The organism is Microbacterium sp. NPDC056234 (assembly GCF_042267585.1).
Classification (GTDB): Bacteria; Actinomycetota; Actinomycetes; order Actinomycetales; family Microbacteriaceae; genus Microbacterium.
Genome location: NZ_JBHJTE010000006.1, coordinates 21,132 through 42,788, shown reverse-complemented (window position 1 = coordinate 42,788; position 21,657 = coordinate 21,132). Strand labels below are relative to the sequence as shown.

Annotated in this window: 25 protein-coding genes; 9 read left to right on the top strand and 16 right to left on the bottom strand. The window is 68.4% G+C overall.

The window, feature by feature from the left end; translation table 11 throughout:
- Positions 1-58: 58 nt before the first annotated feature.
- From ACFCYE_RS15855 to ACFCYE_RS15845, 3 genes are all read right to left on the bottom strand, one after another.
- Positions 59-604 carry a MerR family transcriptional regulator gene (locus ACFCYE_RS15855; RefSeq protein WP_376180266.1) on the bottom strand — a complete coding sequence of 182 codons (546 nt, stop codon included), beginning with the start codon at positions 602-604 and terminating at the stop codon, positions 59-61.
- A gap of 100 nt (positions 605-704) precedes the next feature.
- Positions 705-1,397, bottom strand: a complete 693-nt coding sequence (locus ACFCYE_RS15850; protein WP_376180264.1) for a MerR family transcriptional regulator — start codon at positions 1,395-1,397, stop codon at positions 705-707.
- The gene (locus ACFCYE_RS15845; RefSeq protein ID WP_376180262.1) at positions 1,397-1,882 is read right to left on the bottom strand and encodes an FHA domain-containing protein; all 486 of its coding nucleotides are present in this window, start codon (positions 1,880-1,882) and stop codon (positions 1,397-1,399) included. Before ACFCYE_RS15845 ends, ACFCYE_RS15850 begins: the two co-directional genes overlap by 1 nt.
- Before the next feature lie 102 nt (positions 1,883-1,984).
- On the opposite strand from ACFCYE_RS15845, the gene ACFCYE_RS15840 reads away from it, so the two are divergent.
- Complete coding sequence (locus ACFCYE_RS15840) at positions 1,985-2,632, top strand: copper resistance protein CopC (RefSeq protein ID WP_376180260.1); 648 nt, start codon at positions 1,985-1,987, stop codon at positions 2,630-2,632.
- A 9-nt stretch (positions 2,633-2,641) separates the two neighbouring features.
- Entirely contained in the window at positions 2,642-4,039 is a 1,398-nt protein-coding gene (lpdA, locus tag ACFCYE_RS15835; protein ID WP_376180259.1) for a dihydrolipoyl dehydrogenase, read from the top strand.
- A gap of 54 nt (positions 4,040-4,093) precedes the next feature.
- On the opposite strand, the gene ACFCYE_RS15830 is transcribed toward lpdA, so the two are convergent.
- From ACFCYE_RS15830 to ACFCYE_RS15805, 6 genes are all read right to left on the bottom strand, one after another.
- Entirely contained in the window at positions 4,094-5,209 is a 1,116-nt protein-coding gene (locus ACFCYE_RS15830; RefSeq protein WP_376180257.1) for an FAD-dependent oxidoreductase, read from the bottom strand.
- Positions 5,202-5,909, bottom strand: coding sequence for a methyltransferase domain-containing protein (locus ACFCYE_RS15825; protein ID WP_376180255.1), 708 nt, complete (start codon positions 5,907-5,909; stop codon positions 5,202-5,204). Before ACFCYE_RS15825 ends, ACFCYE_RS15830 begins: the two co-directional genes overlap by 8 nt.
- Entirely contained in the window at positions 5,902-7,059 is a 1,158-nt protein-coding gene (locus ACFCYE_RS15820) for a type III polyketide synthase (protein WP_376180253.1), read from the bottom strand. The genes ACFCYE_RS15825 and ACFCYE_RS15820 overlap by 8 nt, the downstream gene beginning before the upstream one ends.
- A gap of 76 nt (positions 7,060-7,135) precedes the next feature.
- Entirely contained in the window at positions 7,136-7,768 is a 633-nt protein-coding gene (locus ACFCYE_RS15815; RefSeq protein ID WP_376180251.1) for a CYTH domain-containing protein, read from the bottom strand.
- A gap of 11 nt (positions 7,769-7,779) precedes the next feature.
- Complete coding sequence (locus ACFCYE_RS15810; protein WP_376180250.1) at positions 7,780-7,995, bottom strand: response regulator; 216 nt, start codon at positions 7,993-7,995, stop codon at positions 7,780-7,782.
- Positions 7,996-8,014: 19 nt separating this feature from the next.
- The gene (locus tag ACFCYE_RS15805) at positions 8,015-8,488 is read right to left on the bottom strand and encodes a prepilin peptidase (protein ID WP_376180249.1); all 474 of its coding nucleotides are present in this window, start codon (positions 8,486-8,488) and stop codon (positions 8,015-8,017) included.
- A 131-nt stretch (positions 8,489-8,619) separates the two neighbouring features.
- Here ACFCYE_RS15805 and ACFCYE_RS15800 point away from each other — a divergent pair, with 131 nt between their 5' ends.
- The 3 genes from ACFCYE_RS15800 to ACFCYE_RS15790 are packed head-to-tail and all read left to right on the top strand — an operon-like array spanning position 8,620 to position 14,293.
- Entirely contained in the window at positions 8,620-9,381 is a 762-nt protein-coding gene (locus ACFCYE_RS15800) for a hypothetical protein (protein ID WP_376180247.1), read from the top strand.
- Positions 9,378-10,904: a DNA polymerase Y family protein gene (locus ACFCYE_RS15795; RefSeq protein ID WP_376180245.1), complete on the top strand. Its 1,527-nt coding sequence runs from the start codon at positions 9,378-9,380 to the stop codon at positions 10,902-10,904. Before ACFCYE_RS15800 ends, ACFCYE_RS15795 begins: the two co-directional genes overlap by 4 nt.
- Positions 10,904-14,293, top strand: coding sequence for an error-prone DNA polymerase (locus ACFCYE_RS15790; protein ID WP_376180244.1), 3,390 nt, complete (start codon positions 10,904-10,906; stop codon positions 14,291-14,293). The genes ACFCYE_RS15795 and ACFCYE_RS15790 overlap by 1 nt, the downstream gene beginning before the upstream one ends.
- 17 nt (positions 14,294-14,310) lie before the next feature.
- Here ACFCYE_RS15790 and ACFCYE_RS15785 read toward each other — a convergent pair whose 3' ends face one another.
- Positions 14,311-14,691 carry a hypothetical protein gene (locus ACFCYE_RS15785; protein WP_376180242.1) on the bottom strand — a complete coding sequence of 127 codons (381 nt, stop codon included), beginning with the start codon at positions 14,689-14,691 and terminating at the stop codon, positions 14,311-14,313.
- 63 nt (positions 14,692-14,754) lie between these two features.
- The gene (locus tag ACFCYE_RS15780; protein WP_376180240.1) at positions 14,755-15,378 is read right to left on the bottom strand and encodes an SGNH/GDSL hydrolase family protein; all 624 of its coding nucleotides are present in this window, start codon (positions 15,376-15,378) and stop codon (positions 14,755-14,757) included.
- A 118-nt stretch (positions 15,379-15,496) separates the two neighbouring features.
- Here ACFCYE_RS15780 and ACFCYE_RS15775 point away from each other — a divergent pair, with 118 nt between their 5' ends.
- Positions 15,497-16,138: a DedA family protein gene (locus tag ACFCYE_RS15775; protein WP_376180238.1), complete on the top strand. Its 642-nt coding sequence runs from the start codon at positions 15,497-15,499 to the stop codon at positions 16,136-16,138.
- A 32-nt stretch (positions 16,139-16,170) separates the two neighbouring features.
- Here the strand turns inward: ACFCYE_RS15775 and ACFCYE_RS15770 are convergent, their stop codons facing one another.
- Entirely contained in the window at positions 16,171-16,482 is a 312-nt protein-coding gene (locus ACFCYE_RS15770) for a hypothetical protein (protein ID WP_376180236.1), read from the bottom strand.
- A gap of 161 nt (positions 16,483-16,643) precedes the next feature.
- Between ACFCYE_RS15770 and ACFCYE_RS15765 the strand changes: the two genes are divergently transcribed.
- On the top strand, positions 16,644-16,805 hold the full coding sequence (locus tag ACFCYE_RS15765) for a hypothetical protein (protein ID WP_376180234.1): 162 nt from the start codon (positions 16,644-16,646) through the stop codon (positions 16,803-16,805).
- 20 nt (positions 16,806-16,825) lie between these two features.
- Here ACFCYE_RS15765 and ACFCYE_RS15760 read toward each other — a convergent pair whose 3' ends face one another.
- A complete protein-coding gene (locus ACFCYE_RS15760) occupies positions 16,826-17,140 on the bottom strand; it encodes a hypothetical protein (protein ID WP_376180232.1) in 315 nt (104 codons plus the stop codon).
- A gap of 139 nt (positions 17,141-17,279) precedes the next feature.
- Between ACFCYE_RS15760 and ACFCYE_RS15755 the strand changes: the two genes are divergently transcribed.
- On the top strand, positions 17,280-18,242 hold the full coding sequence (locus ACFCYE_RS15755; protein ID WP_376180231.1) for a diacylglycerol/lipid kinase family protein: 963 nt from the start codon (positions 17,280-17,282) through the stop codon (positions 18,240-18,242).
- A gap of 114 nt (positions 18,243-18,356) precedes the next feature.
- Here the strand turns inward: ACFCYE_RS15755 and ACFCYE_RS15750 are convergent, their stop codons facing one another.
- On the bottom strand, positions 18,357-19,322 hold the full coding sequence (locus tag ACFCYE_RS15750; RefSeq protein WP_376180229.1) for a DMT family transporter: 966 nt from the start codon (positions 19,320-19,322) through the stop codon (positions 18,357-18,359).
- Between the two features lie 33 nt (positions 19,323-19,355).
- Here ACFCYE_RS15750 and ACFCYE_RS15745 point away from each other — a divergent pair, with 33 nt between their 5' ends.
- On the top strand, positions 19,356-19,952 hold the full coding sequence (locus ACFCYE_RS15745) for a TetR/AcrR family transcriptional regulator (protein WP_376180227.1): 597 nt from the start codon (positions 19,356-19,358) through the stop codon (positions 19,950-19,952).
- 54 nt (positions 19,953-20,006) lie between these two features.
- On the opposite strand, the gene ACFCYE_RS15740 is transcribed toward ACFCYE_RS15745, so the two are convergent.
- Together ACFCYE_RS15740 and ACFCYE_RS15735 are read right to left on the bottom strand one after the other, a co-directional pair.
- The gene (locus ACFCYE_RS15740; RefSeq protein ID WP_376180225.1) at positions 20,007-20,699 is read right to left on the bottom strand and encodes an aspartate/glutamate racemase family protein; all 693 of its coding nucleotides are present in this window, start codon (positions 20,697-20,699) and stop codon (positions 20,007-20,009) included.
- 88 nt (positions 20,700-20,787) lie between these two features.
- The gene (locus ACFCYE_RS15735; RefSeq protein ID WP_376180223.1) at positions 20,788-21,315 is read right to left on the bottom strand and encodes a hypothetical protein; all 528 of its coding nucleotides are present in this window, start codon (positions 21,313-21,315) and stop codon (positions 20,788-20,790) included.
- Between the last annotated feature and the right edge of the window lie 342 nt (positions 21,316-21,657).

Here is a 21,657-nt window from a genome sequence, read left to right as displayed (position 1 = left end):
GTCGTATCAACGCAGATTCGACGGGGTTTCGCAGTGAACGAGAGGTCTCGAGGGCGAGTCAGGCCGATCGCTTGGCTCGACGCGTCGCCAGTTCGTCGACGGGGTCCGGTGCAGTCGGGTCGAACTCGACCAGCGTGGACTCGACCTCACGCAGAACCTTGCCGACAGCGATGCCGAAGACTCCCTGCCCGCGGCTGACCAGGTCGATGACCTCGTCGTTCGACGTGCACAGGTAGACGGATGCGCCATCGCTCATCAGGGTCGTGCCCGCCAGATCGCGGATGCCCGCAGCGCGCAGCTGATCGACGGCGGTGCGGATCTGCTGCAGCGAGATGCCGGTGTCCAGAAGCCGCTTGACGAGCTTGAGCACGAGAATGTCGCGGAAGCCGTAGAGACGCTGCGAACCGGAGCCGCTGGCGCCGCGCACCGTCGGTACGACGAGCTCGGTACGAGCCCAGTAGTCCAGCTGGCGGTATGTGATCCCGGCGGCGCGAGCGGCGACCGCGCCGCGATACCCCACCTCGTCGTCCATCGCCGGCAGACCGTCCGTGAAGAGGAGTTCGGTCACGAACCGCGGGTCGCCTGTCAGCTCATCCGCATTCATTTGAATTCCTCCCTGCAGCGCTTACCCTCCACGCTAGAGCAGTGCCCCGTGCCCGGCAATGACATCCCGGCTGAGCCGAAGGTGTGTCGCAACCAGTTCGTTACGAAAGGACGCGGCTGAGCGCATCCTTCATGAAAAGTGCTCGCACTTCGTCGATCTGCGAGGCCAGTTCCGGCGCCAATTCGTTCGCCTTGCCGCGCGACGCCGCATCCGTCCGACGCAGCAGCGCCGACATCGCGGACTCGATCAGCGCGACGTCGCGTTCCGCGCTCTGCCGCACGGAACGCAGGTGTCGGGGCTCGATGCCGTGGCGATCCAGGGCGACCAGACCGCGGAGCAACGTGACGACGTGCTCCGAGTACGACTCGCCGGCAGCGATGATGCCGGTACTGATCGCGTCGTTGAGCAGCTGCGGGGCGGCGCCGGCCGCGGACAGCAGCTCACCACGCCGGTAACGCCGAGCGACGGGAGCGATCGACGGTGGGGGCGTCAGCGCGCCGGACAGGTTTCCATTGGCTTCTGCCTCGTCGAGCTGCTCGCGGATCACGTTGAGCGGCAGGTAGTGGTCGCGCTGAAGCGTCAGCGCGAGACGGAGCCGTTCGACGTCGCTCGTGGAGAACTTGCGGTAGCCGGAGTCCGTGCGCGCAGGTGTCACGATGCCGCGCACCTCGAGGAAGCGCAGCTTGCTGGCCGACACATCGGGGAACTCCGGGGTGAGTCTCGCCAGCACCTGACCGATGCTCAGAAGACCCGGGGACGCAGTGCGTTCCCGGGTGGGGCTGGCCGAGGGCATCAGCCGTTCGCCGCCGCGAGGTCGACCGGAGAGGCGAAGAAGTTCAACCGGAACTTGCCGACGCGCACCTCGTAACCGTTGGCGAGGACAGCACGATCCGCGCGTTCGCCGTTCACGTAGGTGCCGTTGAGAGAACGCTGATCGATGATCTCGAACGTCGTTCCGGTGCGGGTGACCTCGGCGTGCCGACGAGAGACCGTGACGTCGTCGAAGAAGATGTCGGCCTCCGGGTGACGACCGACCGTCGTCACATCGGTGTCGAGCAGGTAGCGCGCGCCGGCAAGCGCGCCAGAGCGCACCAGCAGCAGCGCCGATCCGGATGGCAGCGCCGCGATCGCCGTCTGCTCCGCCTCGCTCAGCTCCACACCGAATGGCACGAAGGACAGGTCGGAGTCGTGTCCGAATGTCTGCGTCACATCGTGCTTGTGCTCCCCATCGCGATGGATCGCGGCATTTCCGATGTGTCGGCTCTCGCTGTCTGTCACGGTGCCCTCCCTAGACGTCCCAGCCTAACTGATCGAGTGGCCGCGGCGGGAGGGCGAATCCGCTCTCGGGTGACGCCTAGGTGTCCCTCCTAGGCTGGAGCGGTGCGCGCCCAAGCTCTCAAACTCCGGTTCCTGCCCATTGCGATAGCCACGACGTCGCTCGCAGCGCTGCTCATGCTGATCCCGACGAATCCCGCGTCAGCGCACGATGAGCTGGTGTCGTCGGATCCGGCGGCCGGCTCGTCCGTGCAGACGCTCCCCGATGAGCTGACGATGACGTTCAGCGCCGCCCTGATCGACTCCGACGGTGGAACGGCGGTCGTCGTGATGGATGCGGCGGGCAATGACGTCACGGCCGGAGCGCCCGAGATCGACGGCGCGGTGCTCATCCAGCCCCTGGACGCGGGTGCCGGGACGGCCGGTGAGTACACGGTGGTCTGGCAGGTGGTCTCGAGCGACGGACACCCCACCGACGGGGAGTTCACCTTCACTGCGACCGAAGCGGCGCAGGCTCCGGCCGAGACGACCAGCCCTCACGCCACCGAGACGGCGACTCCGGCCGAGACGTCCTCAGCGACACCGGACGCCGCGGCGCCGGAGACGCGGGACACCGATGCTCCCGCAGCCGCGTGGATCTGGCCGGTCGCGATCCTCGGCATCCTGGTGGTCGCCGGTGTCCTCACCTGGCTGATCATCCGCAGTCGACGCGGTGGCGCGGACTCCGATTCCGACGTGTCTGCAGAGGGCTAGGCTGGAACCATGCCACATTACGATGTCGTCATCCTCGGCGCGGGCCCTGGCGGATACGTCGCCGCCGTCCGCAGCGCTCAACTCGGGCTGTCCACCGCGATCATCGAGGAGAAGTACTGGGGCGGTGTGTGCCTGAACGTGGGCTGCATCCCCTCCAAGTCCCTCCTGAAGAACGCGGAGATCGCCCACACGTTCACCCACAAAGCCGAGTTCTTCGGCATCTCGGGTGATGTGCACTTCGACTTCGGCGCGGCCTTCGATCGCAGCCGCAAGGTGGCGGAGACCCATGTCAAGGGCATCCACTACCTGATGAAGAAGAACAAGGTCACCGAGTACGACGGCCGAGGCACCTTCACCGGGCCGAAGGCGATCTCGGTCGCGAAGTCCGACGGCACGACCGAAGAGGTCACGTTCGACAACGCCATCATCGCCACCGGCTCGACCGTGCGTCTGCTGCCCGGTGTGCAGCTCAGCGAGAACGTCGTCACCTACGAGGAGCAGATCCTCTCCCGCGAGCTGCCCGAGTCGATCGTGATCGTCGGCGCCGGAGCCATCGGCATGGAGTTCGCCTACGTGCTGTCGAACTACGGCGTCAAGGTGACCATCGTCGAGTTCCTCGACCGCGCACTGCCGAACGAAGACGTGGAGGTCTCCAAGGAGATCACCAAGCAGTACAAGAAGTACGGCATCGACATCCTCACCTCCACCAAGGTCGAGACGATCGTCGACAACGGCTCCTCGGTCACGGTGACCTACACGGGCCAGGACGGCCAGCAGACCTCGATCGAAACCGGCAAGGTGCTGATGTCGGTCGGCTTCGCCGCGAACGTGAAGGGCTACGGCCTGGAGAACACGGGTGTCGCACTGACCGAGCGCGGAGCGATCGACATCGATGACCACATGCGCACCAACGTCGAGGGCATCTACGCGATCGGTGACGTCACAGCGAAGCTTCAGCTCGCACACGTCGCCGAGGCGCAGGCCGTCGTCGTCGCCGAGACCATCGCCGGCGCCGAGACCCAGACACTGGGCGACTACCGGATGATGCCGCGCGCGACGTTCTGCCAGCCGCAGGTCGCCAGCTTCGGACTCACCGAGGAGCAGGCACGAGCCGAGGGTCGCGAGATCAAGGTGGCGAAGTTCCCGTTCAGCGCGAACGGCAAGGCGAACGGCCTCGGCGAGCCGATCGGCTTCGTCAAGCTGATCGCGGATGCCGAGCACCTCGAGCTCATCGGCGGCCACCTGATCGGTCCCGATGTGTCCGAACTGCTCCCCGAGCTGACGCTCGCACAGAAGTGGGACCTCACCGCACTCGAGGCCGCCCGCAACGTGCACACGCACCCCACGCTGTCCGAGGCGCTCCAGGAGGCCTTCCACGGTCTCTCGGGGCACATGATCAACCTCTGATCGCCTCGAGCCCGACGGCCCGGCCCGCCTTCCGGCGGCCGGGCCGTCCGTCGTTCACAGACCGCTCATGGTCATCGCCCCGAGCATGCGGCGTCCGCTGGCACCCCTGGCGAGCAGACGTATGGCCGCATCGCGCGAGGATCGGGGCACACGCGCCATCGGCGCCCCCATCGCCATGTTGAATCGAGCGCGCCTCTGCGCGACGGCGGCTGCCCGCAGCGACACCCGCTCGTACGCGCTGAGGGCGGCATCCCGATCGGATCGCTCCGTCAGCGCGACCGCGAGCCGGCAGGCGGCGATCCAGGCGAGATTCATGCCCTGTCCCCCGATCGGGCTGATCTCGTGCGCGGCATCGCCGAGCAGAACGACCGCCCCGTGCACGAGCCGGCCGGCACTGTGCTGCCCGGCGCGGAACAACTGCGGCTCGGCATCACCGGTGTCGCCGATGTCGAAGCCGGTGCGCGCCAGCACCGTGCGGGCGAAGGATGCCGCGGTGCGCTGCGCAGGCGCACGCTCACGGATCACCCAGCGCCGCCCTCGTCCTGGGAGCGGGAAGGATTCGACCACGCCATCGGGTTCGAGGTGCAGCCGAGCCCTGTCGTCGGGCGGCGCGTCGACGACGTCCAGCATCGTGTAGTCCGCCCGGCCCGGTTTCCGGTGCCACGGCACTCGCAGCCGGTCTCGGATGCCGCTGTGCACACCGTCCGCGACGACCACCACCCGCGCGCAGATCTCGCCCTCGCGATCGTCTCGGGCGACGAGCGCCCTCGCGGCACCGCCCTCCGGGATCACCTCGTGCACCGTGACACCGGTGCGCACGGCATCCGGAGCCAGCTCGGCCAGTCGGCCCTGCAGCAGAGCGTGCGTACGCGCCTGCGGAAGCGTGAGGACCTCGGATCCGGCCGCGAAATCGAGTTCCGCGAGCACGAGGCCACGGGAGGTCACCGTTCCGCCGGAGAGCGTCAGCGCTTCGGCGCGGAACGCATCCTCGATCCCCGCGGCCCGCAACGCGGCGAGTCCGGGCGGATGGATCCCGATCGCTCGTGATCGATCGTCGCGTCCCTGCCCCCTCTCGAGCACCCTCACGCTCGTGCCGTGCTGCGCCAGCACGCACGCCAGCAGGAGTCCGGCCGGTCCGGCCCCGACGATCGCGACATCGCAGTCAGCCACGCTCACCCTCTCGGATCAGCAGCGCACGGCAGGGGGTCGCCGGCTTCGCCGACCACCCCAGTGGTGCGAGCTCGGCGAGTTCGTCCACGGTGTACGAGCGACGGATGCTGGTCAGCCCGTCCGCACGGATGAAGGAGCCGGCGAGCAGGGTGGGCTGGAGGGGGCGAGTCAGCGCGTCGAACAGCGCATAGGCGCGCGGGCTGCGGGCGATGTCGACATGCACGGCGATGCCGGCGGGATCCAGCAGCTCCTCGGACTCGCGCAGCAGATCGGGCACGCTGTCCAGATGATGCAGCAGGTGATTCGACACCACGACGTCGAAGCGCTCACCGGCGGCCACGAGTTCGGCAGTCGTACCGGTGCGGTATCGGACGTTCGACGGCCCGCCCTGCCGCTCAGCCCAGGCGGTCGCGCGGGGATCCGCGTCGAGCGCAGTGACGACGGCCCTCGACGCATCCCGTCGCGCCCATCGTGCGAGCCTGCGAGTGACATCACCACCACCGGAGCCGATGTCCAGGATCCGCACGTCGCCGGCCAGCACCCTGGGCCGGATCCGCCGCCGATAGATTCGTCGCCAGCCGCCGACCACGGGATTGATGAGCCGGAATCGATCGTACGTGCGCTCCAGGGCCGCCCGATCGGCGTCCGGGGCGTCCATGAGCTCGCGCGCCGCCGTGTCGCGCCTGCTCAGGTCAGGCACCGTCCCCCGTCCCGCCGAGCACGGTCATGACCCCGCCCTCCATAGTGAGACCCGGGCCGAAGGCCATCGCGATGAGACGCTGCCCCGTTCGCGATGCGTCATCGAGCAGAATGCGGCGGATCACGAACAGCACGGTCGCGCTGGACATGTTGCCGCAGGTGCGCAGCACCTCGCGAGCGGCATCCAGTTGTGCGCCCGTGAGCCCCACCTTGTGCTGCACGCGGTCGAGGATGTCACGACCTCCGGGGTGCACGGCCCAGTGCGTGACCGTATCGGCCAGATCATCGCAGTCGCGCGCGTAGGTCAGTTCCTCGTCTGCCGCGCAGAGGGCTCCGAGCGCGTCGTCGATGTTCGCCTCGATCACCTTGGGCACAGCCGTGGACAGGATCATCTCGAAGCCGTGATCGCCGATCGTCCAGGCCATGTGTTCGACGGAGTCCGGTGCGATCGCCGTGGCGAACGAGTCCAACTCCGCACCCGGGATGCCGGGGGCCGGCGGTCGCCCGGTGACGAGCGCCCCGGCGGCGCCGTCCGCGAAGAGCGAGGAGGCGATGATCGTGTCCGGATCGCTTGAGGAGCGCAGGTGCAGCGTGCACAGCTCGGCGCTGACCACGAGGACGACCGCCTCGGCATCCGCGCGGCAGAACTGGGCTGCTGCCCGCAGCGCCGGGATCGCCGCGTAGCAGCCCATGAAACCGAAGTGATAGCGCTCGACGCCGGGGCGCAGGCCCAGTTCGGTGACGATCGCGAAGTCGGGGCCCGGGGCGTGGAAACCGGTGCAGGAGACCGTGATGACGTGCGTGACGTCCTCGGGGGCGATGTCCTCGGATGCCTCGAGCGCCTTCCTGGCGGCCTCCACGAACATCGGTGTCGCCGCGCGGACGTACAGTTCGTTGCGCGCCGATGTCCCCGGGGCGAGCAGCCGGTTCGACGAGCGGTCGTAGAACGTCGCCTCGCCGGTGTGCTGGGGGCCGAGTTCGGTGATCGCCGTGTAACGGGTCTCGATCCCCGAACCACCGAAGGAGGCGTTCACGATGCGCGAGGCTCTGCGGTCGATGTCCGGCTGCGAGGCGAAGACCTCCCGCACCTCGTCCTGATGCAGCGGAGTCGATGGGAGAACGGTCTGCGGCACTCGGAGGTAGGCGCTCATGAGCACACGCTGACATGTCGACCCGTGGAATGCCAGGGGCTTGTCAGCATTCGCCGCTGCGACTATCGCACGCGGATCAGAATCCGAGTGCGCGCGCGAGCTTCGATCCGGATGCCGCGTGCCGACCACCCGCGGCGAAGATCGCCCGCTCAGCCGCCGCGAACAGCCGCTCGCGTCCCTCTGGATCCGACGGCGCGGCCGGCCCGAGTTCGAACTCCCACTCCCGCCATGCACGCTGCGCGCCCTGACGGAGATCCGTCGCGCGGACGCGGTCGTCGACGAACTCGGCGACGACGCCGTCGGGTCCGGTCAGCAGATAGGCGGTCCGGTCGTTCTCGATCCTGGCGAGCGGCGTCAGCGGTTCGGTCGTCCAGCGGGCGAGCGTGTCGGCCACGGCATCCGGAACGCGATCGTCCTCGCCGAGCGGCCAGCCGATCTCCAGACGTCCGTCGCCTTCGCGCGGTCCCTTGATATGCCAGCCGGCATCCGGTCCTCCGGTGCGGCGGCGCACAGCGACCCCCGACCGGGAGAGCGCAGCGTCCGCTGTGTCGAGGTAGCCGGCGTCGAGAGCGCGCAGCTCCCCCGTCGTGACCGTGTCGACGCCGGGGATGCGATCCCACTGCGGCAGAGGCGTACCGTCGTCGACGTCGTACTTGCGCTCGACCTCGACCGTGCGCGACGGCTCCGAGCCGTTCGTGGCCTCAGTCATCCGACCGGGCCTCAGTCATCCGATGGGGTGAGGTCCTCGAGCGACTCCTCGAACCAGTAGTCGACCTCGGTCGGTCCGTCGCTGTCGCCGGTGTTCTGCGGCTCGCCGCGGCGGTGGTAGACCACCTGGGTCTCGGCGTAGGGAACGATCAGCTTGTCATCGGCGTCCGCGTCGAGCGGAAGGAGCTGCCCGTCCAGCGGGCCACCGTGAAGTCGTGCGAGTGCCATGAACACACCATAGCCCTCGTCACCCCATGGCGATGCCCACGACCGCTCCGACGATCATCCACGGCCCGAAGGCGATGCGCGTACTGCGTTGCGCCCGACGCAGAGCCATCAGCCCTAGTGCATAGACGGCTCCGAGGACGAAGGCGGCTGCGGCGCCGATGATCAGCGGCTGCCAGCCATGCCACCCCAGGATGATCCCGATCACGGCTGCCAGCTTCACATCGCCGCCGCCGACTCCGCCCCCGGCGATGTGCAGCACGGCGTAGAAGCCGCCGAGGATCACCAGCCCGGCCAGTCCCCGGATGAGGGCGGATGCATCGCCTGCGGCGAGCGCCTCGATGCCGACCAGTACGAGGAGCGAGGCACCCATGGGCAGGACGATCCGGTTCGGCAGCCGGTGCGTTCGCGCGTCGATGACGATGAGCCAGGCCCCGATGCCGACGAGCGCGGCGTGCACGGCGATGATGATCGCGACGTGCAGGAGTTCGGGCATCCCCGAAGGCTAGGCGATCGGTGATCGACACGGGGCAGGGCTGTGGATAACCCCTTGCGCCGATGTCCGATGTCCGAATTAGTCTCGAAGGATCACTTGATTTATTCGTAGATATCTTCGAGGATGGATCCATGGGCACCGCACTCTCCGCCCCGACCGCTCTCCCCCGCGAGAGCACCGCCTCCCGCGCGCAGGAACTGCATCGGCTGCGCAGCGAGATCTCGCGCATGCAGCGTCGACGCAGCGATGTCCCTCTGCTCCCGATCGACCCGGCATTGGAAGGGCTGCTTCCCGATGACGGACTGCGCACCGGCGCCGCATACTCCCTCATGCCCTCGCCGAGTCTGCTCGGCGCTCTGCTGGCCGCCCCATCGCAGAAGGGCTCGTGGTGCGCCGTCGTCGGAATGCCGACCCTCGGCATCGAGGCGATGGCCGGATTCGGCGTCGAGCTGTCGCGTCTCATCCTCGTTCCCGACCCAGGCCCGCGCTGGCTCACCGTGGCCTCCGCCCTGTCAGAGGTCGTGCCGCTCATCGCCGTGCATCCGCGGAGTCGGGTGTCGGATCCCGATATCCAGCGCATGAACGCGCGGCTGCGCGATCGCGCCTGCACGCTCCTGGTCACGGCCCGCTGGCCGCAGAGCGAGGCCACGCTGCGGGTGGAAGAGACCGAATGGCACGGACTCGGCGAGGGGTGGGGGCTGCTCGCCGATCGCACGGTCACGCTCAGCTGCTCGTCCCGCCGGCTGGAGACGCAGCGTCGCATCCAGGTGCGGCTGCCCGGTTCCCTGGGACGCGTGGATGCCGCGCCGACCCCGCTGCGTCCCGTCGCGCCGCTGCGCCGAACGGCGGACGAGCGCCCCCGCGTGCCCGATCGCTGGGCGGTGGCGGGATGATGCCACCCCGTCATCTCGTGCTGTGGCTGCCGGATTGGCCGGTGCGCGCAGCCGTCGGCGCCCCGCCGCCGTACGGTCCGGTGGCCGTCGTGCAGGCGAACACGATCATCGCCTGCTCCGCCGAGGCCCGCGCGCAGGGGGTGCGCCGCGGGCAGCGACGACGGCTGGCGCAATCCCGCTCCCCCTCGCTGCAGCTGCTGAACGCCGACCAGCTCAGAGACGAGAGCGCATTCCTGCCCGTCCTGCGACTGCTCGAAGAACAGGTGCCTGGCGTCCAGCCGCTGCGCCCCGGCCTCGCCGCCCTTCGCGCGCGCGGGCCCTCCCGCTACTACGGCGGCGAGGCCGAGGCGGCACGCATGCTGATCGAGGTGCTCGCCGAGCACGGTTACCCGGGAACCAGGGCCGGGGTCGCCGACGGGCTGTTCACCGCCGAGCAGGCGGCGCGACTGGGCGATCCGGCACTGGTCGTTCCGGCGGGAGGCGCCGGCGCTTTCCTCGCCCCACTGCCCATCCAGGTCCTCGGCGACGAGGAGATCACCGCGCTGCTCGATCGGCTGGGAGTCAGGCGCCTCGCCGACTTCGCCCGCCTCGGCGAGAACATGATCCGAGACCGCTTCGGCGAGCGCGGCGCCCGCCTGCACGCCCTGGCCGCGGGGGCCGACTCCCGCCCGCTGCCGACCGGATCCCCTCCCCCCGAACTCTCCCGAGAGGTGTCGTTCGAGTCGCCTCTCAGCCAGGCCGATCAGGTGGCCTTCGCCGTCCGGCAGACCGCTGACGCCGTGTTCGCCGGACTGGCCGAGGCCTCGCTGGTCTGCACAGAGGTCCGCATCGAGTTCACCGACGACGACGGAGCCGTCTCCTCTCGGGTGTGGATGCATCCGACGTCCTTCGAAGCCGCCGACCTCGTCGACCGGGTCCGCTGGCAGCTCGAGACGCTGCGCCCTGCGGCATCGGATGTCTCGGATCGCGTTCCCGCCGGCATCGTGACCGTGCGGATCATCCCGACCCGCACGGACGACAGCCGGCACCACCAGCCCGGGCTGTTCGGCCAAGGTCCGGAGGAGCGTCTGCATCATGCCGTCTCCCGTGTGCAGGCGCTGCTCGGTCATCAGGGTGTCGTCACTCCGGTGATCGTCGGCGGGCGGCGCATGGCCGATCGTCAGCAGCTGCAGCCCTGGGGCGATCGCGCCCCGATCGAGCGCGACCCGACCCTGCCGTGGCCGGGGAGTCTGCCTGCGCCGCACCCCGCCGAGGTCTTCACTCCTCCGCGGCCGATCACGGTCACTGCGGTGGACCGATCCACCCCCGCCGTCGATGCGAGGGGCGTGCTCTCGGCCGCGCCCGCGTTCATCGCGGATGCCGCGGTGCTCTCCTGGGCAGGCCCGTGGCCGCTGCGCGAGCACGGGTGGGATCCGGATGCCGCGCAGAGCGCCCATCGGTTCCAGATCGTCGACGCCGCCCAGCGCGCCTGGCTCGTGCTGTGGGAGCACGAGAGCTGGTGGGCTGAAGGGAGGTACGTCTGATGGGCTGGCAGAACCATCCGGGCATGAGCTGGCGCGAGCTCGAGGAGACGCTGAGCGCCCGCGAGCCTCCAGAGGGCGTCCCCGTCCGCCCCGACCCTGGCCCGATCAGCAGGAAGCGACGCGCCGAGCCGCCGGCACCGATCATCCGCCCACCGGATGCCGTCCCCTACGCCGAACTGCACGCCCACTCCACCTTCTCGTTCCTTGACGGTGCTTCCTCTCCCGAGGATCTGCTCACCGAGGCAGAACGTCTCGGACTCACCGCTCTGGCGATCACCGATCACGACGGCTTCTACGGGGCCGCACGTTTCGCCGAAGCAGCGGACGTCGGCGGTTTCGACGTGCGGACCGTATTCGGCGCCGAGCTGTCACTGAATCTCACCGCCCCGCGGAAGGGGTCTCCCGACCCGCCGGGCGAGCATCTGCTGGTCCTCGCGAACGGAATCGAGGGCTACCACCGGCTCTCCGGCGCGATCACCCGCGCACAGCTGCGCGGCGGCGAGAAGGGCCGCCCCCGGTACGACATCGATGAGCTCGCGGCGAGCGCTGATGGTCACTGGACGATCCTCACCGGGTGCCGCAAGGGCGCCGTGCGACGGGGGCTCGCAGCGGGTGATGCCGCGACGCCTCTGCGCCGCCTCGTCGATCTGTTCGGGCGGGATCGTGTGGCCGTCGAGCTCATCGACCACGGCGACCCCCTGGACTCCCGTCGCAACGACGCTCTGGCCGACCTCGCCCGCTCCGAGCGGCTGCCCGTGGTGGCGACGAACAATGTGCACTACGCGGCTCCGGAGCGCGTCGGCATGGCCGAGGCGGTCGCCGCGGTGCGCGCCACCCGCGGCATGGACGAGTTGGACGGCTGGCTCCCCGTGCACGGCGGAGCGCATCTGCGCAGCGGTGCGGAGATGACCGAGCGGTTCCGTCGCTTCCCCGGCGCGATCAGCCACGGACTCGCCATCGCCCGCGACAGCGCCTTCGAGCTGCGCAGGGCACGCCCTGCGCTTCCGCGCATGAAGGTCCCCGACGGGCAGACCCCGATGAGTCACCTGCGCGCCCTGGTCTGGGAGGCGGTCCCCCGCATCTATCCCGGCCTGGATGCCGACGGGCGAAGCCGCATCGAGCGGGAGCTGAACGTCATCGAGGAGAAGGACTTCCCCGGCTACTTCCTCATCGTGCACGGCATCGTGGCCGAAGCGCGGCGCCGCGGCATCCTCTGCCAGGGTCGAGGATCGGCTGCGGCGAGCGCGGTCTGCTATCTGCTCGGGATCACCGCCGTCGACCCGATCCTGTACCGCCTGCCCTTCGAACGCTTCCTCGCCACCACCCGCGAAGAGGAGCCCGACATCGACGTCGACTTCGATTCCGATCGCCGCGAGGAGATCATCCAGTGGGTCTACGGCGAGTACGGCCGCGAGCGCGCCGCCCAGGTGGCGAATGTCATCCAGTACCGTCCGAAGAACGCCGTGCGCGACATGGCGAGGGCGCTCGGTCATTCCCCCGGGCAGCAGGATGCCTGGTCCAAGCAGGTGGAGGGCTGGGGCGCCGACCTGCAACCGGCCGAAGGCCACGACATCCCCGCACAGGTCCTGGCGTACGCCGGGGATCTGCTGAAGGCGCCGCGGCATCTCGGCATCCACTCCGGCGGCATGGTGCTGACCGCGAGGCCGGTCGGCGAAGTGGTTCCCGTCGAGCACGCCAGGATGGAGAACCGCACGGTCATCCAATGGGACAAGGACGACGCGGCCTGGATGGGGCTGGTGAAGTTCGACCTGCTGGGCCTGGGGATGCTGGCCGCTCTTCAGCACTGCTTCGACCTCATCGCGGAGGCCACCGGAGAGCGCTGGACGCTGCAGTCCCTCCCGAAGGAGGAACCCGCGGTGTACGACATGCTGTGCCGCGCTGATTCGATCGGCGTGTTCCAGGTCGAATCCCGCGCGCAGATGGGTCTGCTCCCCCGACTCCAGCCCCGAGAGTTCTACGACCTCGTCATCCAGATCGCCCTCATCCGCCCCGGCCCCATCCAGGGCGGAGCGGTGCACCCCTTCGTGCGCCGAAAACTCGGACAGGAGAAGGTCACCTATGCGCACCCGGCGCTGGAGCCGATCCTGAAACGCACCCTGGGCATCCCCGTGTTCCAGGAGCAGCTCATCCAGATGGCGACGACACTGGGCGACTGCAGCGCCGACGAGGCCGATCTGCTGCGCAGGGCGATGGGGTCCAAGCGGGGGCTGGAGAAGATCGAGCGCATCCGCGAGAAGCTGTACAGCGGCATGGCGCGGCACGGGCTCGATGAGGCCACGTCCGATCGGATCTATGCCCAGATCCAGGCGTTCTCGAACTTCGGCTTCGCCGAATCCCATTCCCTGTCGTTCGGGCTGCTGGTCTACGCCAGTTCCTGGGTGAAGCTGCACTATCCGGCCGCTTTCCTCGCCGGCCTCCTGCGTTCTCAGCCGATGGGCTTCTACTCGGGCGCCACCCTCACCGCGGATGCGCGTCGGCACGGTGTCCGCGTGCTGCGGCCCGACCTGCATGCCTCGGCCGCACAGGCGACGCTCGAGCCGACCGGCGAGGGACGCGCCGCCACCGGACGCGACTCCTGCCTCGTCGACGGGAATCCGGATGCCGCGGTTCGCTTCGACCGGTCCGCAGCGGACGAGTCGGCAGCGCATCGACGCGACGGCGCCTACGCCGTCCGCCTCGGCCTCTCGGATGTCCGCGGCATCGGGCTGCCGTTCGCGAAGCGGATCGCCGCCGAGCGGGAGGAGAACGGGCCGTTCGCCGATCTGAACGACCTCGTGCGGCGCACGGATGCCACCGCTGCGCAGGTCGAGGCGCTGGCGACGGCCGGCGCGTTCGAGAGCATGGGGATGAAGCGCCGCGAGGCGGCCTGGCTCGCCGGGGCCGCGGCCGAGGACCGCGCCCGTTACCTGCCGGGCACCGTCGTGGCCGTGCAGCCGCCGCTGTTCCCCGACCAGACCGGATACGAGCAGCTGTCCGCTGATCTCTGGGCGACGGGGATTGCGACCGACGACCATCCGCTGGCGCATTTCCGCGCGCAGCTGGATGAACGAGGAGTGCTCGCCTCCGCACGACTGGCCGAATCCGAGGTCGGCCGGCGCATCGAGGTAGCGGGCCTCGTGACGCACCGGCAGCGGCCGGCGACGGCATCGGGCATCACGTTCCTCAACCTCGAGGACGAGCACGGCCTGGTCAACGTGGTGTGCTCACCCGGAGTGTGGAAGAGGTATCAGCGCGTCGCCAGGGATTCTCCCGCGCTCATCGTCCGCGGCATCCTGGAACGATCGACCGAGGGCGTGGTCAACGTGCTCGCCGATGCGTTCGAAGACCTGCGCACCGGCATCCAGCACCGCTCGCGGGACTTCCGCTGACGACGCTCCGCGGGAGGTCACCAGAAGCGGTCGGGCTCCCTCTCGGGCAGCGGGTCCGATCCCCAGCGATCGGATTCGTCCTTCGCCGCCTCGGCCGCGGCATCCGCGCCACGCAGCGCGAGATCCGCAGCAGAGGCCGCCGAGCGGACCGCGTCGACTTTCACGGCCGTCCGAGGGCCGTCTGCCGTGGATGTCACGGTCGTGGTGCGCACCCTGCCCTGCCAGACCGACAGCTCTCCGGACGGCTCTTCGGCGCGCTGATAGCGCACCCCCGTCTCGAGATCCGTGATCGCGACGACCATGCTCGTCCCGCCGACGAGGTCCAGCTGTTCGGCGACCTCGACGCGGTGACCGACCGGGATGGGCGCAGAGGCCGCCAGCACGAGGGTTCTGTCCATGAGACCACTCTAGGAACTTCCCCGGTGGAGCGCACTCGGAATGCACCTCATTCCGTGTCCCCGTCAGCCGAGCAGATCGGCCGTCGCCGTCAACCACGTCTCCGCGACGATGAGGTGTCCTTCCGGGGTCGGATGGATGCCGTCTCCGGCGATCGCCTCGGGGCTGCTCTGCTGCGACCTCTCGGCGAGCATGGCATCCAGGGGCACGAAGACAGCCCCGAACTCGTCCGCCAGTCGACGTTCGATCTCGATCTTCGGGTCGAGGTCCTCGCGGAAGCGCAGCTTGTCCGTCACGGGCAGCAGGAAGGGTTCGAGGATCACGATGGCGGCGTCCGTGCGTTCGCGGATCGCCGTGAGGATGGTGCGCAGGTTGGCTTCGAACTGCTCGACGCCGGTGGCATCGTCATCGTCGTACCGACGCCAGACATCGTTGATGCCGATCAGGATGCTGACCACATCCGGGCGCTCGTCGATGCAGTCCTCCTCGAGCCGCGCGATCAGATCGCCCGTGCGGTTGCCGCCGATCCCTCGATTGACGACGCGCAGGTCCGGCCGGGTTCCTCCGAGACGGTCCGCGATCACGCGGACGAACCCGTCGCCGAGCTCCTCGGGATCGTCTCGGCGTCCGGCATCCGTGATGCTGTCGCCGAAGAAGAGGATGGTGCGTTCGCGAGCGTCGCTGCTCATTCGAGAAGTATCCGATCTGTCGGGGCCGTGAGGCGGCTCGATCGAGCCGCGGCCATCCTATCGATCGGCCCCCGCTCTCTGCGCGATCGTCCAGGTTCGCTCCCCTAGCGTGGGTGGCATGACGTCGAGCGCCGAGAATCTCAACGCCATCGCCGCCTGGGCTGTCTCCTTGATGGAGACGCTGGGTGGACCGGGAGCCGGTCTTGCGATCGCCCTGGAGAATCTGTTCCCGCCTCTGCCGAGCGAGATCATCCTGCCGTTGGCCGGGTTCACCGCGCACCAGGGCTCTCTGACTCTGGCCGCCGTGCTGATCTGGACGACGATCGGATCGATCGTCGGCGCCCTGGCACTGTACGGCCTCGGCGCATGGCTGGGTCGGCGACGCCTGTTCGCGATCGCGGACCGGATGCCGCTGATCAAGATCGAGGACGTCGAGCGCGCGGAAGCCTGGTTCCTCCGACACGGTTCCAAGGCCGTGTTTTTCGGCCGGATGATCCCCATCTTCCGCAGTCTGATCTCCATCCCCGCGGGTGTCGAACGGATGCCGCTGATCCGCTTCACCCTGCTGACCGCCGCGGGCAGCGCGATCTGGAACACGATCTTCGTGATGGCCGGCTATCTGCTCGGCGCGAACTGGCACATCGTCGAGGACTATGCGGGCGTCTTCCAGAAGCTGGTCATCGGCGCCGTTGTGATCGCGGTCGTCGTGTGGGTCGTCGTGCGCGTGCGGCAGATCCGTCGCGACCGCGCCGCCGTCTGAACCGGCGTCGCGACCTTTCGAGACGGAGCGGTCTACGCAGGCCCCTCGATGACTTCGTCGACGAGCGCGATGCCGCCCGTCGAGTTCGCCGATTCCATCAGGGACTGGATCCACTGCTGGTTCAGTTCCGGCGGCTCTGGTTCGTCGAAGACGAACTGCAACGGGATCGATGGATGCAACCAGATCGTCGACCGGCCCCGCGGCTGTGTCGCCGGGTGCCGCCAGGACAGGGTGAAGCCCTCCTGCCTGCGGAGCTTCGTCGTCAAGACGACCTTCAGATGCGCGAGGGTCCGGTCGTCCAGGACGATCGGGCGGTCCTCACTGTCGTAGATGAGTTGGCCCATGCCGGAACGCTACGCCTCGACGCGCGCGGTTCGCCAGACCCCTTGCGGGGCGCCACGACATTCGGTGCACGGATTCTCCTGCCGCGGCGCCCCGCTGTCAACGGCCACGGCGGCGTTCGTCATGCGGCGCACACTGAACGCATCGACGATTGGAGAAGACGATGTCGGACCCTCAAGCACTGCCGGACGATGAGCGCCGTGTGAATGCCGACGGCACGGACCCCGATTTTCCTACGACGGACAGCCGCCCTGCGCCGGACGACACCTCACCGGCGGAAGAGGATGCCGACGAGGACACGATCGACGTCGAGGACCTGCCGTAGGCCGACCCGGCCGGGTCCGTTCAGACGTCTGGCGTGTCGAGAACCTCGTCGATCAGCGCGATTCCGCCCGTCGAGTTCGCCGAGTGCATCAGCGCTTCGATCCACTTCGAATTCAGCTCAGAAGCCTCGGGCTCCTCGAAGGTGAACCGCAGCGGAATCGACGGGTGGATCCAGATCGTGGAGCGGCCGACGGGGTCGCCGTCCGGGTGACGCCACGAGAGTGTGAAGGACTCCTGCCTGCGCAGTTTCGTCGCGATGACGATCTTGAGGTGCGCGAGGGCGCGGTCGTCAATGTGGATGGCGTCATTCGACGCGCCATAGTGAAGTGTGCCCATAGGGTGACGGTACCGTATTTCCGCGCTCACGCCCGTGAGCGGGGGCGGCGGACACTCGGGAAAAGACACGGGTCGCCATCGATCGATCACCTGAGGCGGTCGTCTCCGCTGAGGGTGTGGGACGCCTAGGCTCAACAGGATGCAAACGAAGCACGCGGCGGTGGTCTACAACCCGCTCAAGACGCCACTCGACCGAGTGCGGCGTGCCGTCGAAGCACAGGAACGTGCACACGGGTGGGCCCCGTCGCGCTGGTACGAGACAGGGTCCGAAGATTTCGGCGCGGATGCCGCGGAGCAGGCTCTCGCCGACGGACCGGCGGTGGTCATCGTCTCCGGCGGGGACGGGACCGTTCGGGCAGTCGCCGAAGCCGTGTCCGGGCGCGGCACTCCCCTGGCCTTGCTGCCTGCGGGCACCGGCAATCTGCTGGCCCGCAATCTCGAGATGCCGCTGAACGACATCGATCGGGCCGTCGCCGCCGCGTTCACGGGCACGACACGTGCCATCGACGTGGCTGTCGCCGAACTCGAGGACGATGAGAAGCGCAGGCGCTCGCACGTCTTCGTCGTGATGGCCGGAATCGGCCTGGATGCCGAGATGGCGGAGAACACGAGCAGCGTCGCCAAGAAGCACCTCGGCTGGCTCGCCTACGTCACGCCGATCGCTCGCTCCGTGATCGCCAACCGCCTGTTCCACCTGGACTACCGTGTGGACGGCGGCCACACCCGCTCGGCCCGAGCCCACACCGTCATCGTCGGCAACTGCGGCACGCTGACGGGCAACATGCTGCTGATCCCGGCCGCCAAGGTCGACGACGGTCTTCTGGATGTCGTCATGCTGCGCCCGAAAGGTCGGTTCGGGTGGGCGCGCATCGGCACCAGGCTCACCCTCCAGGGCATGGCGCGTCGATCCCGGTTCAGCCGGAAGATGCTTCGTCTCGCTCCCGATCTGCAAGCGCTCGGCTATGCTCAGGGCCGTCGGTTCGATGCGCGCTTCGAGACGCCGCACACCATCGAGCTCGACGGTGACGGCTTCGGTCTCGTCACACGCGCCAGGATCACCGTCCGGCCGGGGGCGCTGCTGCTCTGCGTCGACGCGGCGTGACGTCATACTCGGATCGATGCGCGCCTGTTCGTGCGCGAGTCGACGGTGAGGCCCCACGTCGGTCGCGTGCTGATGAAGCTGGCTCGGTGACCGATTCCAGGCGGTGACCCTCGCTTACGAAGCGGCGCTGGTCTGATCGACCGGTTCTACGGAGCCGGCTCGACCACCGCGACCGGGGGTGCTCGCCTTTCGAGCTTCGCTCACGAGCACTACCGCGACCCCGACGCCGCAGAGGACGAATCCGAAGAGCGTGACGACCGTGAGCGGTTCGCCGAGCAGGAGCGCACCCGCCGCTGCGGTCGTCGGGGCGACGAGGAACAGGAGCGCGTTCAGCGCGGTGATGCCCACCCGACGCAGGAGCCACCAGTACAGGCCGTATGCCGCGAGCGTCGGTGAAGCGGCGGCGAAGACGACTGCGAACCAGAACGAGGCGGATGCCGGAGGGACGAGTGCGCCGAACATCGCCGCGACCGCGACGAGCGCCGCGGCCGTCAGAGTCACGTGGATGGTCAGGGTGACGAGGGTCCCCGTGTGAGATGCCGAGCGGCGCTGAAGGAAGGTGCCGATGATCAGGCATGCCATCGCGAGGGCCGGCCACAGGTAGGCGGCCGGATGCGCGGTGGAGTCGTCGAGCTGCGAACGCACGACGAGCAAGACACCCAGCGCTCCGACGATCAGTCCGATCCACTGCGCCCCGCGGACTCGCAGCCCCAGCAGCGGGCCGACCAGCATCGCGACCACGAGGGGCTGGACGGCATCGATCAGTGCGGTGGTGCCGGTGGCGACTCCCTCGGCGATCGCCGCGTACACCGCTGCGCAGTAGCCGAACTGTGCGAAGAGCCCGATGAGCGATTGACGCCGCACGTCGGCGAGGGTGACGCCGCGAGTCGCGCCCGTCGAGACCACCACCACGAGCAGGACCAGCGCGAGCGGCACGAACCGCCAGACGAGCAGCGTCAACGGCGAGACATCGTCCGTGGCGATCGCGGCGACGAGGAATCCGGAACTCCAGCTCATGACGAAAGCAGCGGCAGCCGCGGCCGTCACGATGATCTGCAGTATACCGATCTGTTTACTCATGGCCTCCACTATACAGATTGGTATAGTTGCTGCATGGTCGTTCCTGTTCCTGAACTCGCCCCGCTCACTCCGGGCGCAACGCGCGTGCTCGAGGCCGCTTCCCGGCTCTTCTACGAGCGCGGCATCCACGCGGTCGGCGTCGACACCATCGCTGAAGCCGCGGGAGTCACGAAGAAGACGCTCTACGACAGGTTCGGCTCGAAAGAGGCGCTGGTCGTCTCGTATCTGCAGCATCGGGATGCTCGCTGGCGCGCGCATGTCGCCGAGCACCTTGCCGCGGCATCCGCGCCGGGGACGACCCGCGTCCTCGCTGTGTTCGACGCCGCGATCAGCTGGTCTGATGAGAACAGCCCGAAGGGCTGCAGTGCGATCAACGCGCGCGCCGAGATCGGCGACGGCCACGACGGGCACCCGATCTTCCCTGAGGTCGCCCGGCAGAAGTCATGGCTGTTCGAGCTGTTCGTCGAACTGTGCACGGCGGCGGGCGTGGCGGATGCCGAGTCGATGGCGCAGGCGATGATGCTGCTCTACGAAGGAGCGATCGTCACCGTCGGCATGGAGACCTTCGCGCGTCCGTTCGAGGTGGCGCGGCGTCTGGCCGGCGAGATGCTCGAGCGGGAGCTGGTCTGAGCGAAGAAGCGCTCGGCCGGGCCAGGGTCTTTCTCGGGACAGCGCGTGAAACCGTCAGCGCTCCGAGGCGGCTGCGATGGCGGCATCCACGTGCAGAGCTGTTGTGGGGAAGACAGGGACGGGCGAGTCCTGCGATGAGACGAGCAGCTCGATCTCGGTGCAACCGAGGATGATGCCTTCCGCACCCCGTGCGATGAGGCGCTCCATCACCGCGCGATACAGCGCACGCGATTCAGGACTGACGATGCCATGCACCAGCTCGTCGTAGATCACCGCGTGGACGATGGCCCGGTCCTCCGCCTCCGGCACGACCACGTCGAGTCCGTGCCGTTCGAGGCGTTCCCGGTAGAACGCCTGCTCCATGGTGAACGCCGTCCCCAGCAACCCGACCCTCGTGATCCCGGCGGCCTGCACAGCCTCGGCGGCCACGTCGGCGATATGGAGGAAGGGGATGCCGATGGCGGCTTCGATGCGATCGGCCACGATGTGCATCGTGTTGGTGCACAGCACGATCAGCTCAGCGCCGGCATGTTCCAGTGCGCGAGCATGCTCCGCGAGGATGTCGCCCGCGGCCTTCCAATCGCCGCTCGCCTGAAGCTGTTCGATCTCGGCGAAGTCGAGCGAATCGAGGAGGATACGGGCGGAATGATGACCACCCGACTGTTCGCGGACCCGTTCGTTCGCCAAGCGATACCATGCCAGCGACGACTCCCAGCTCATCCCGCCGAGCACACCGATCGTCTTCATGGGTTCGACCCTATTCTCAGTTGTTCCCTCGAGGGCGGGCACGCAGTGATCACTTTGAAACAGTCTGGGTGGGCGTCGTGGACTCCGGTCATTCGCGCGGAGCTGGCACTTCGTCAGAGAATCGCCTCAACTGCAGTTCATCCGGGAGCCCCCAGTCTGCACGGAAGCGCGTCCTGAACTCCTTGAGTTGCTTATCCGAGTACACGGCGGGGATCAGCGCGAGCAGGAGGAGCATTATCGAACTGCCTGCGAGCATCAGCGTCATCAACGTCGCTGTGTCGTCCGGGGCCCCGCTCACCGTGGCTAGGATGCCGTGGACCATCGGCACGAACGCGACGACGGCAAGTGTCAGCGCCGCACCGATCAGTGCAAACGTAATACCCCGAGTGATAGACCACGGGGTGACGATCGTCCTGATCACCGCAGCAGCCACGAGGTCGTCACGCGCGGCCGCTACCAGGCGCGCCGACGGCGAACCCGCTTCCATCGTCTCGAGCTCAGCTGAGAGCTGCCGAGCTCGCCGAAGCTCCCTTGGTGCCGTGCGCTGCAGCACGGTCCCCGCGAGCGCGAACGAGCCCGTGATTCCGGCCGCTCCAAGCGTCGCCAGCCATTCCACAGCGCCTCCTCACATCGGTCCTGGATCTGCAGTATTTCCGAGGCTTCCGACATTGCGCCCGGTCACACTGATTTCGGGTGACCGCCTACCATCCTCGACGGCGGCGCGTCGGAGCTCTCTGCGCCGTGAGGCCCCACCGAAGACGTCGGGACTCGGCAGTTCCCTTTTGTGGTTCTGTCTGGTGGGGCTGCGTCCCCACGACGGCCTCCACGCGCCTCCGAGCACACAGCCAAATTCGCGTTCCAGCAACAGCGGCGCGCGGAGCCCTCGGCGCCGCGTGGCCCCGCTGAAAGACTTCGGGTACGACGAAAGGGACCAGCCTTCGGCCGGTCCCTTTCGTCG

Bases quoted from the DNA above. Each gene is read 5' to 3' on its own strand.
- ACFCYE_RS15855 (WP_376180266.1), bottom strand. From the start codon at position 604: ATGAATGCGGATGAGCTGACAGGCGACCCGCGGTTCGTGACCGAACTC.
- ACFCYE_RS15850 (WP_376180264.1), bottom strand. From the start codon at position 1,397: ATGCCCTCGGCCAGCCCCACCCGGGAACGCACTGCGTCCCCGGGTCTT.
- lpdA (WP_376180259.1), top strand. From the start codon at position 2,642: ATGCCACATTACGATGTCGTCATCCTCGGCGCGGGCCCTGGCGGATAC.
- ACFCYE_RS15820 (WP_376180253.1), bottom strand. From the start codon at position 7,059: ATGAGCGCCTACCTCCGAGTGCCGCAGACCGTTCTCCCATCGACTCCG.
- ACFCYE_RS15815 (WP_376180251.1), bottom strand. From the start codon at position 7,768: ATGACTGAGGCCACGAACGGCTCGGAGCCGTCGCGCACGGTCGAGGTC.
- ACFCYE_RS15810 (WP_376180250.1), bottom strand. From the start codon at position 7,995: ATGGCACTCGCACGACTTCACGGTGGCCCGCTGGACGGGCAGCTCCTT.
- ACFCYE_RS15805 (WP_376180249.1), bottom strand. From the start codon at position 8,488: ATGCCCGAACTCCTGCACGTCGCGATCATCATCGCCGTGCACGCCGCG.
- ACFCYE_RS15800 (WP_376180247.1), top strand. From the start codon at position 8,620: ATGGGCACCGCACTCTCCGCCCCGACCGCTCTCCCCCGCGAGAGCACC.
- ACFCYE_RS15795 (WP_376180245.1), top strand. From the start codon at position 9,378: ATGATGCCACCCCGTCATCTCGTGCTGTGGCTGCCGGATTGGCCGGTG.
- ACFCYE_RS15790 (WP_376180244.1), top strand. From the start codon at position 10,904: ATGGGCTGGCAGAACCATCCGGGCATGAGCTGGCGCGAGCTCGAGGAG.
- ACFCYE_RS15785 (WP_376180242.1), bottom strand. From the start codon at position 14,691: ATGGACAGAACCCTCGTGCTGGCGGCCTCTGCGCCCATCCCGGTCGGT.
- ACFCYE_RS15780 (WP_376180240.1), bottom strand. From the start codon at position 15,378: ATGAGCAGCGACGCTCGCGAACGCACCATCCTCTTCTTCGGCGACAGC.
- ACFCYE_RS15775 (WP_376180238.1), top strand. From the start codon at position 15,497: ATGACGTCGAGCGCCGAGAATCTCAACGCCATCGCCGCCTGGGCTGTC.
- ACFCYE_RS15770 (WP_376180236.1), bottom strand. From the start codon at position 16,482: ATGGGCCAACTCATCTACGACAGTGAGGACCGCCCGATCGTCCTGGAC.
- ACFCYE_RS15765 (WP_376180234.1), top strand. From the start codon at position 16,644: ATGTCGGACCCTCAAGCACTGCCGGACGATGAGCGCCGTGTGAATGCC.
- ACFCYE_RS15760 (WP_376180232.1), bottom strand. From the start codon at position 17,140: ATGGGCACACTTCACTATGGCGCGTCGAATGACGCCATCCACATTGAC.
- ACFCYE_RS15755 (WP_376180231.1), top strand. From the start codon at position 17,280: ATGCAAACGAAGCACGCGGCGGTGGTCTACAACCCGCTCAAGACGCCA.
- ACFCYE_RS15750 (WP_376180229.1), bottom strand. From the start codon at position 19,322: ATGAGTAAACAGATCGGTATACTGCAGATCATCGTGACGGCCGCGGCT.
- ACFCYE_RS15745 (WP_376180227.1), top strand. From the start codon at position 19,356: ATGGTCGTTCCTGTTCCTGAACTCGCCCCGCTCACTCCGGGCGCAACG.
- ACFCYE_RS15740 (WP_376180225.1), bottom strand. From the start codon at position 20,699: ATGAAGACGATCGGTGTGCTCGGCGGGATGAGCTGGGAGTCGTCGCTG.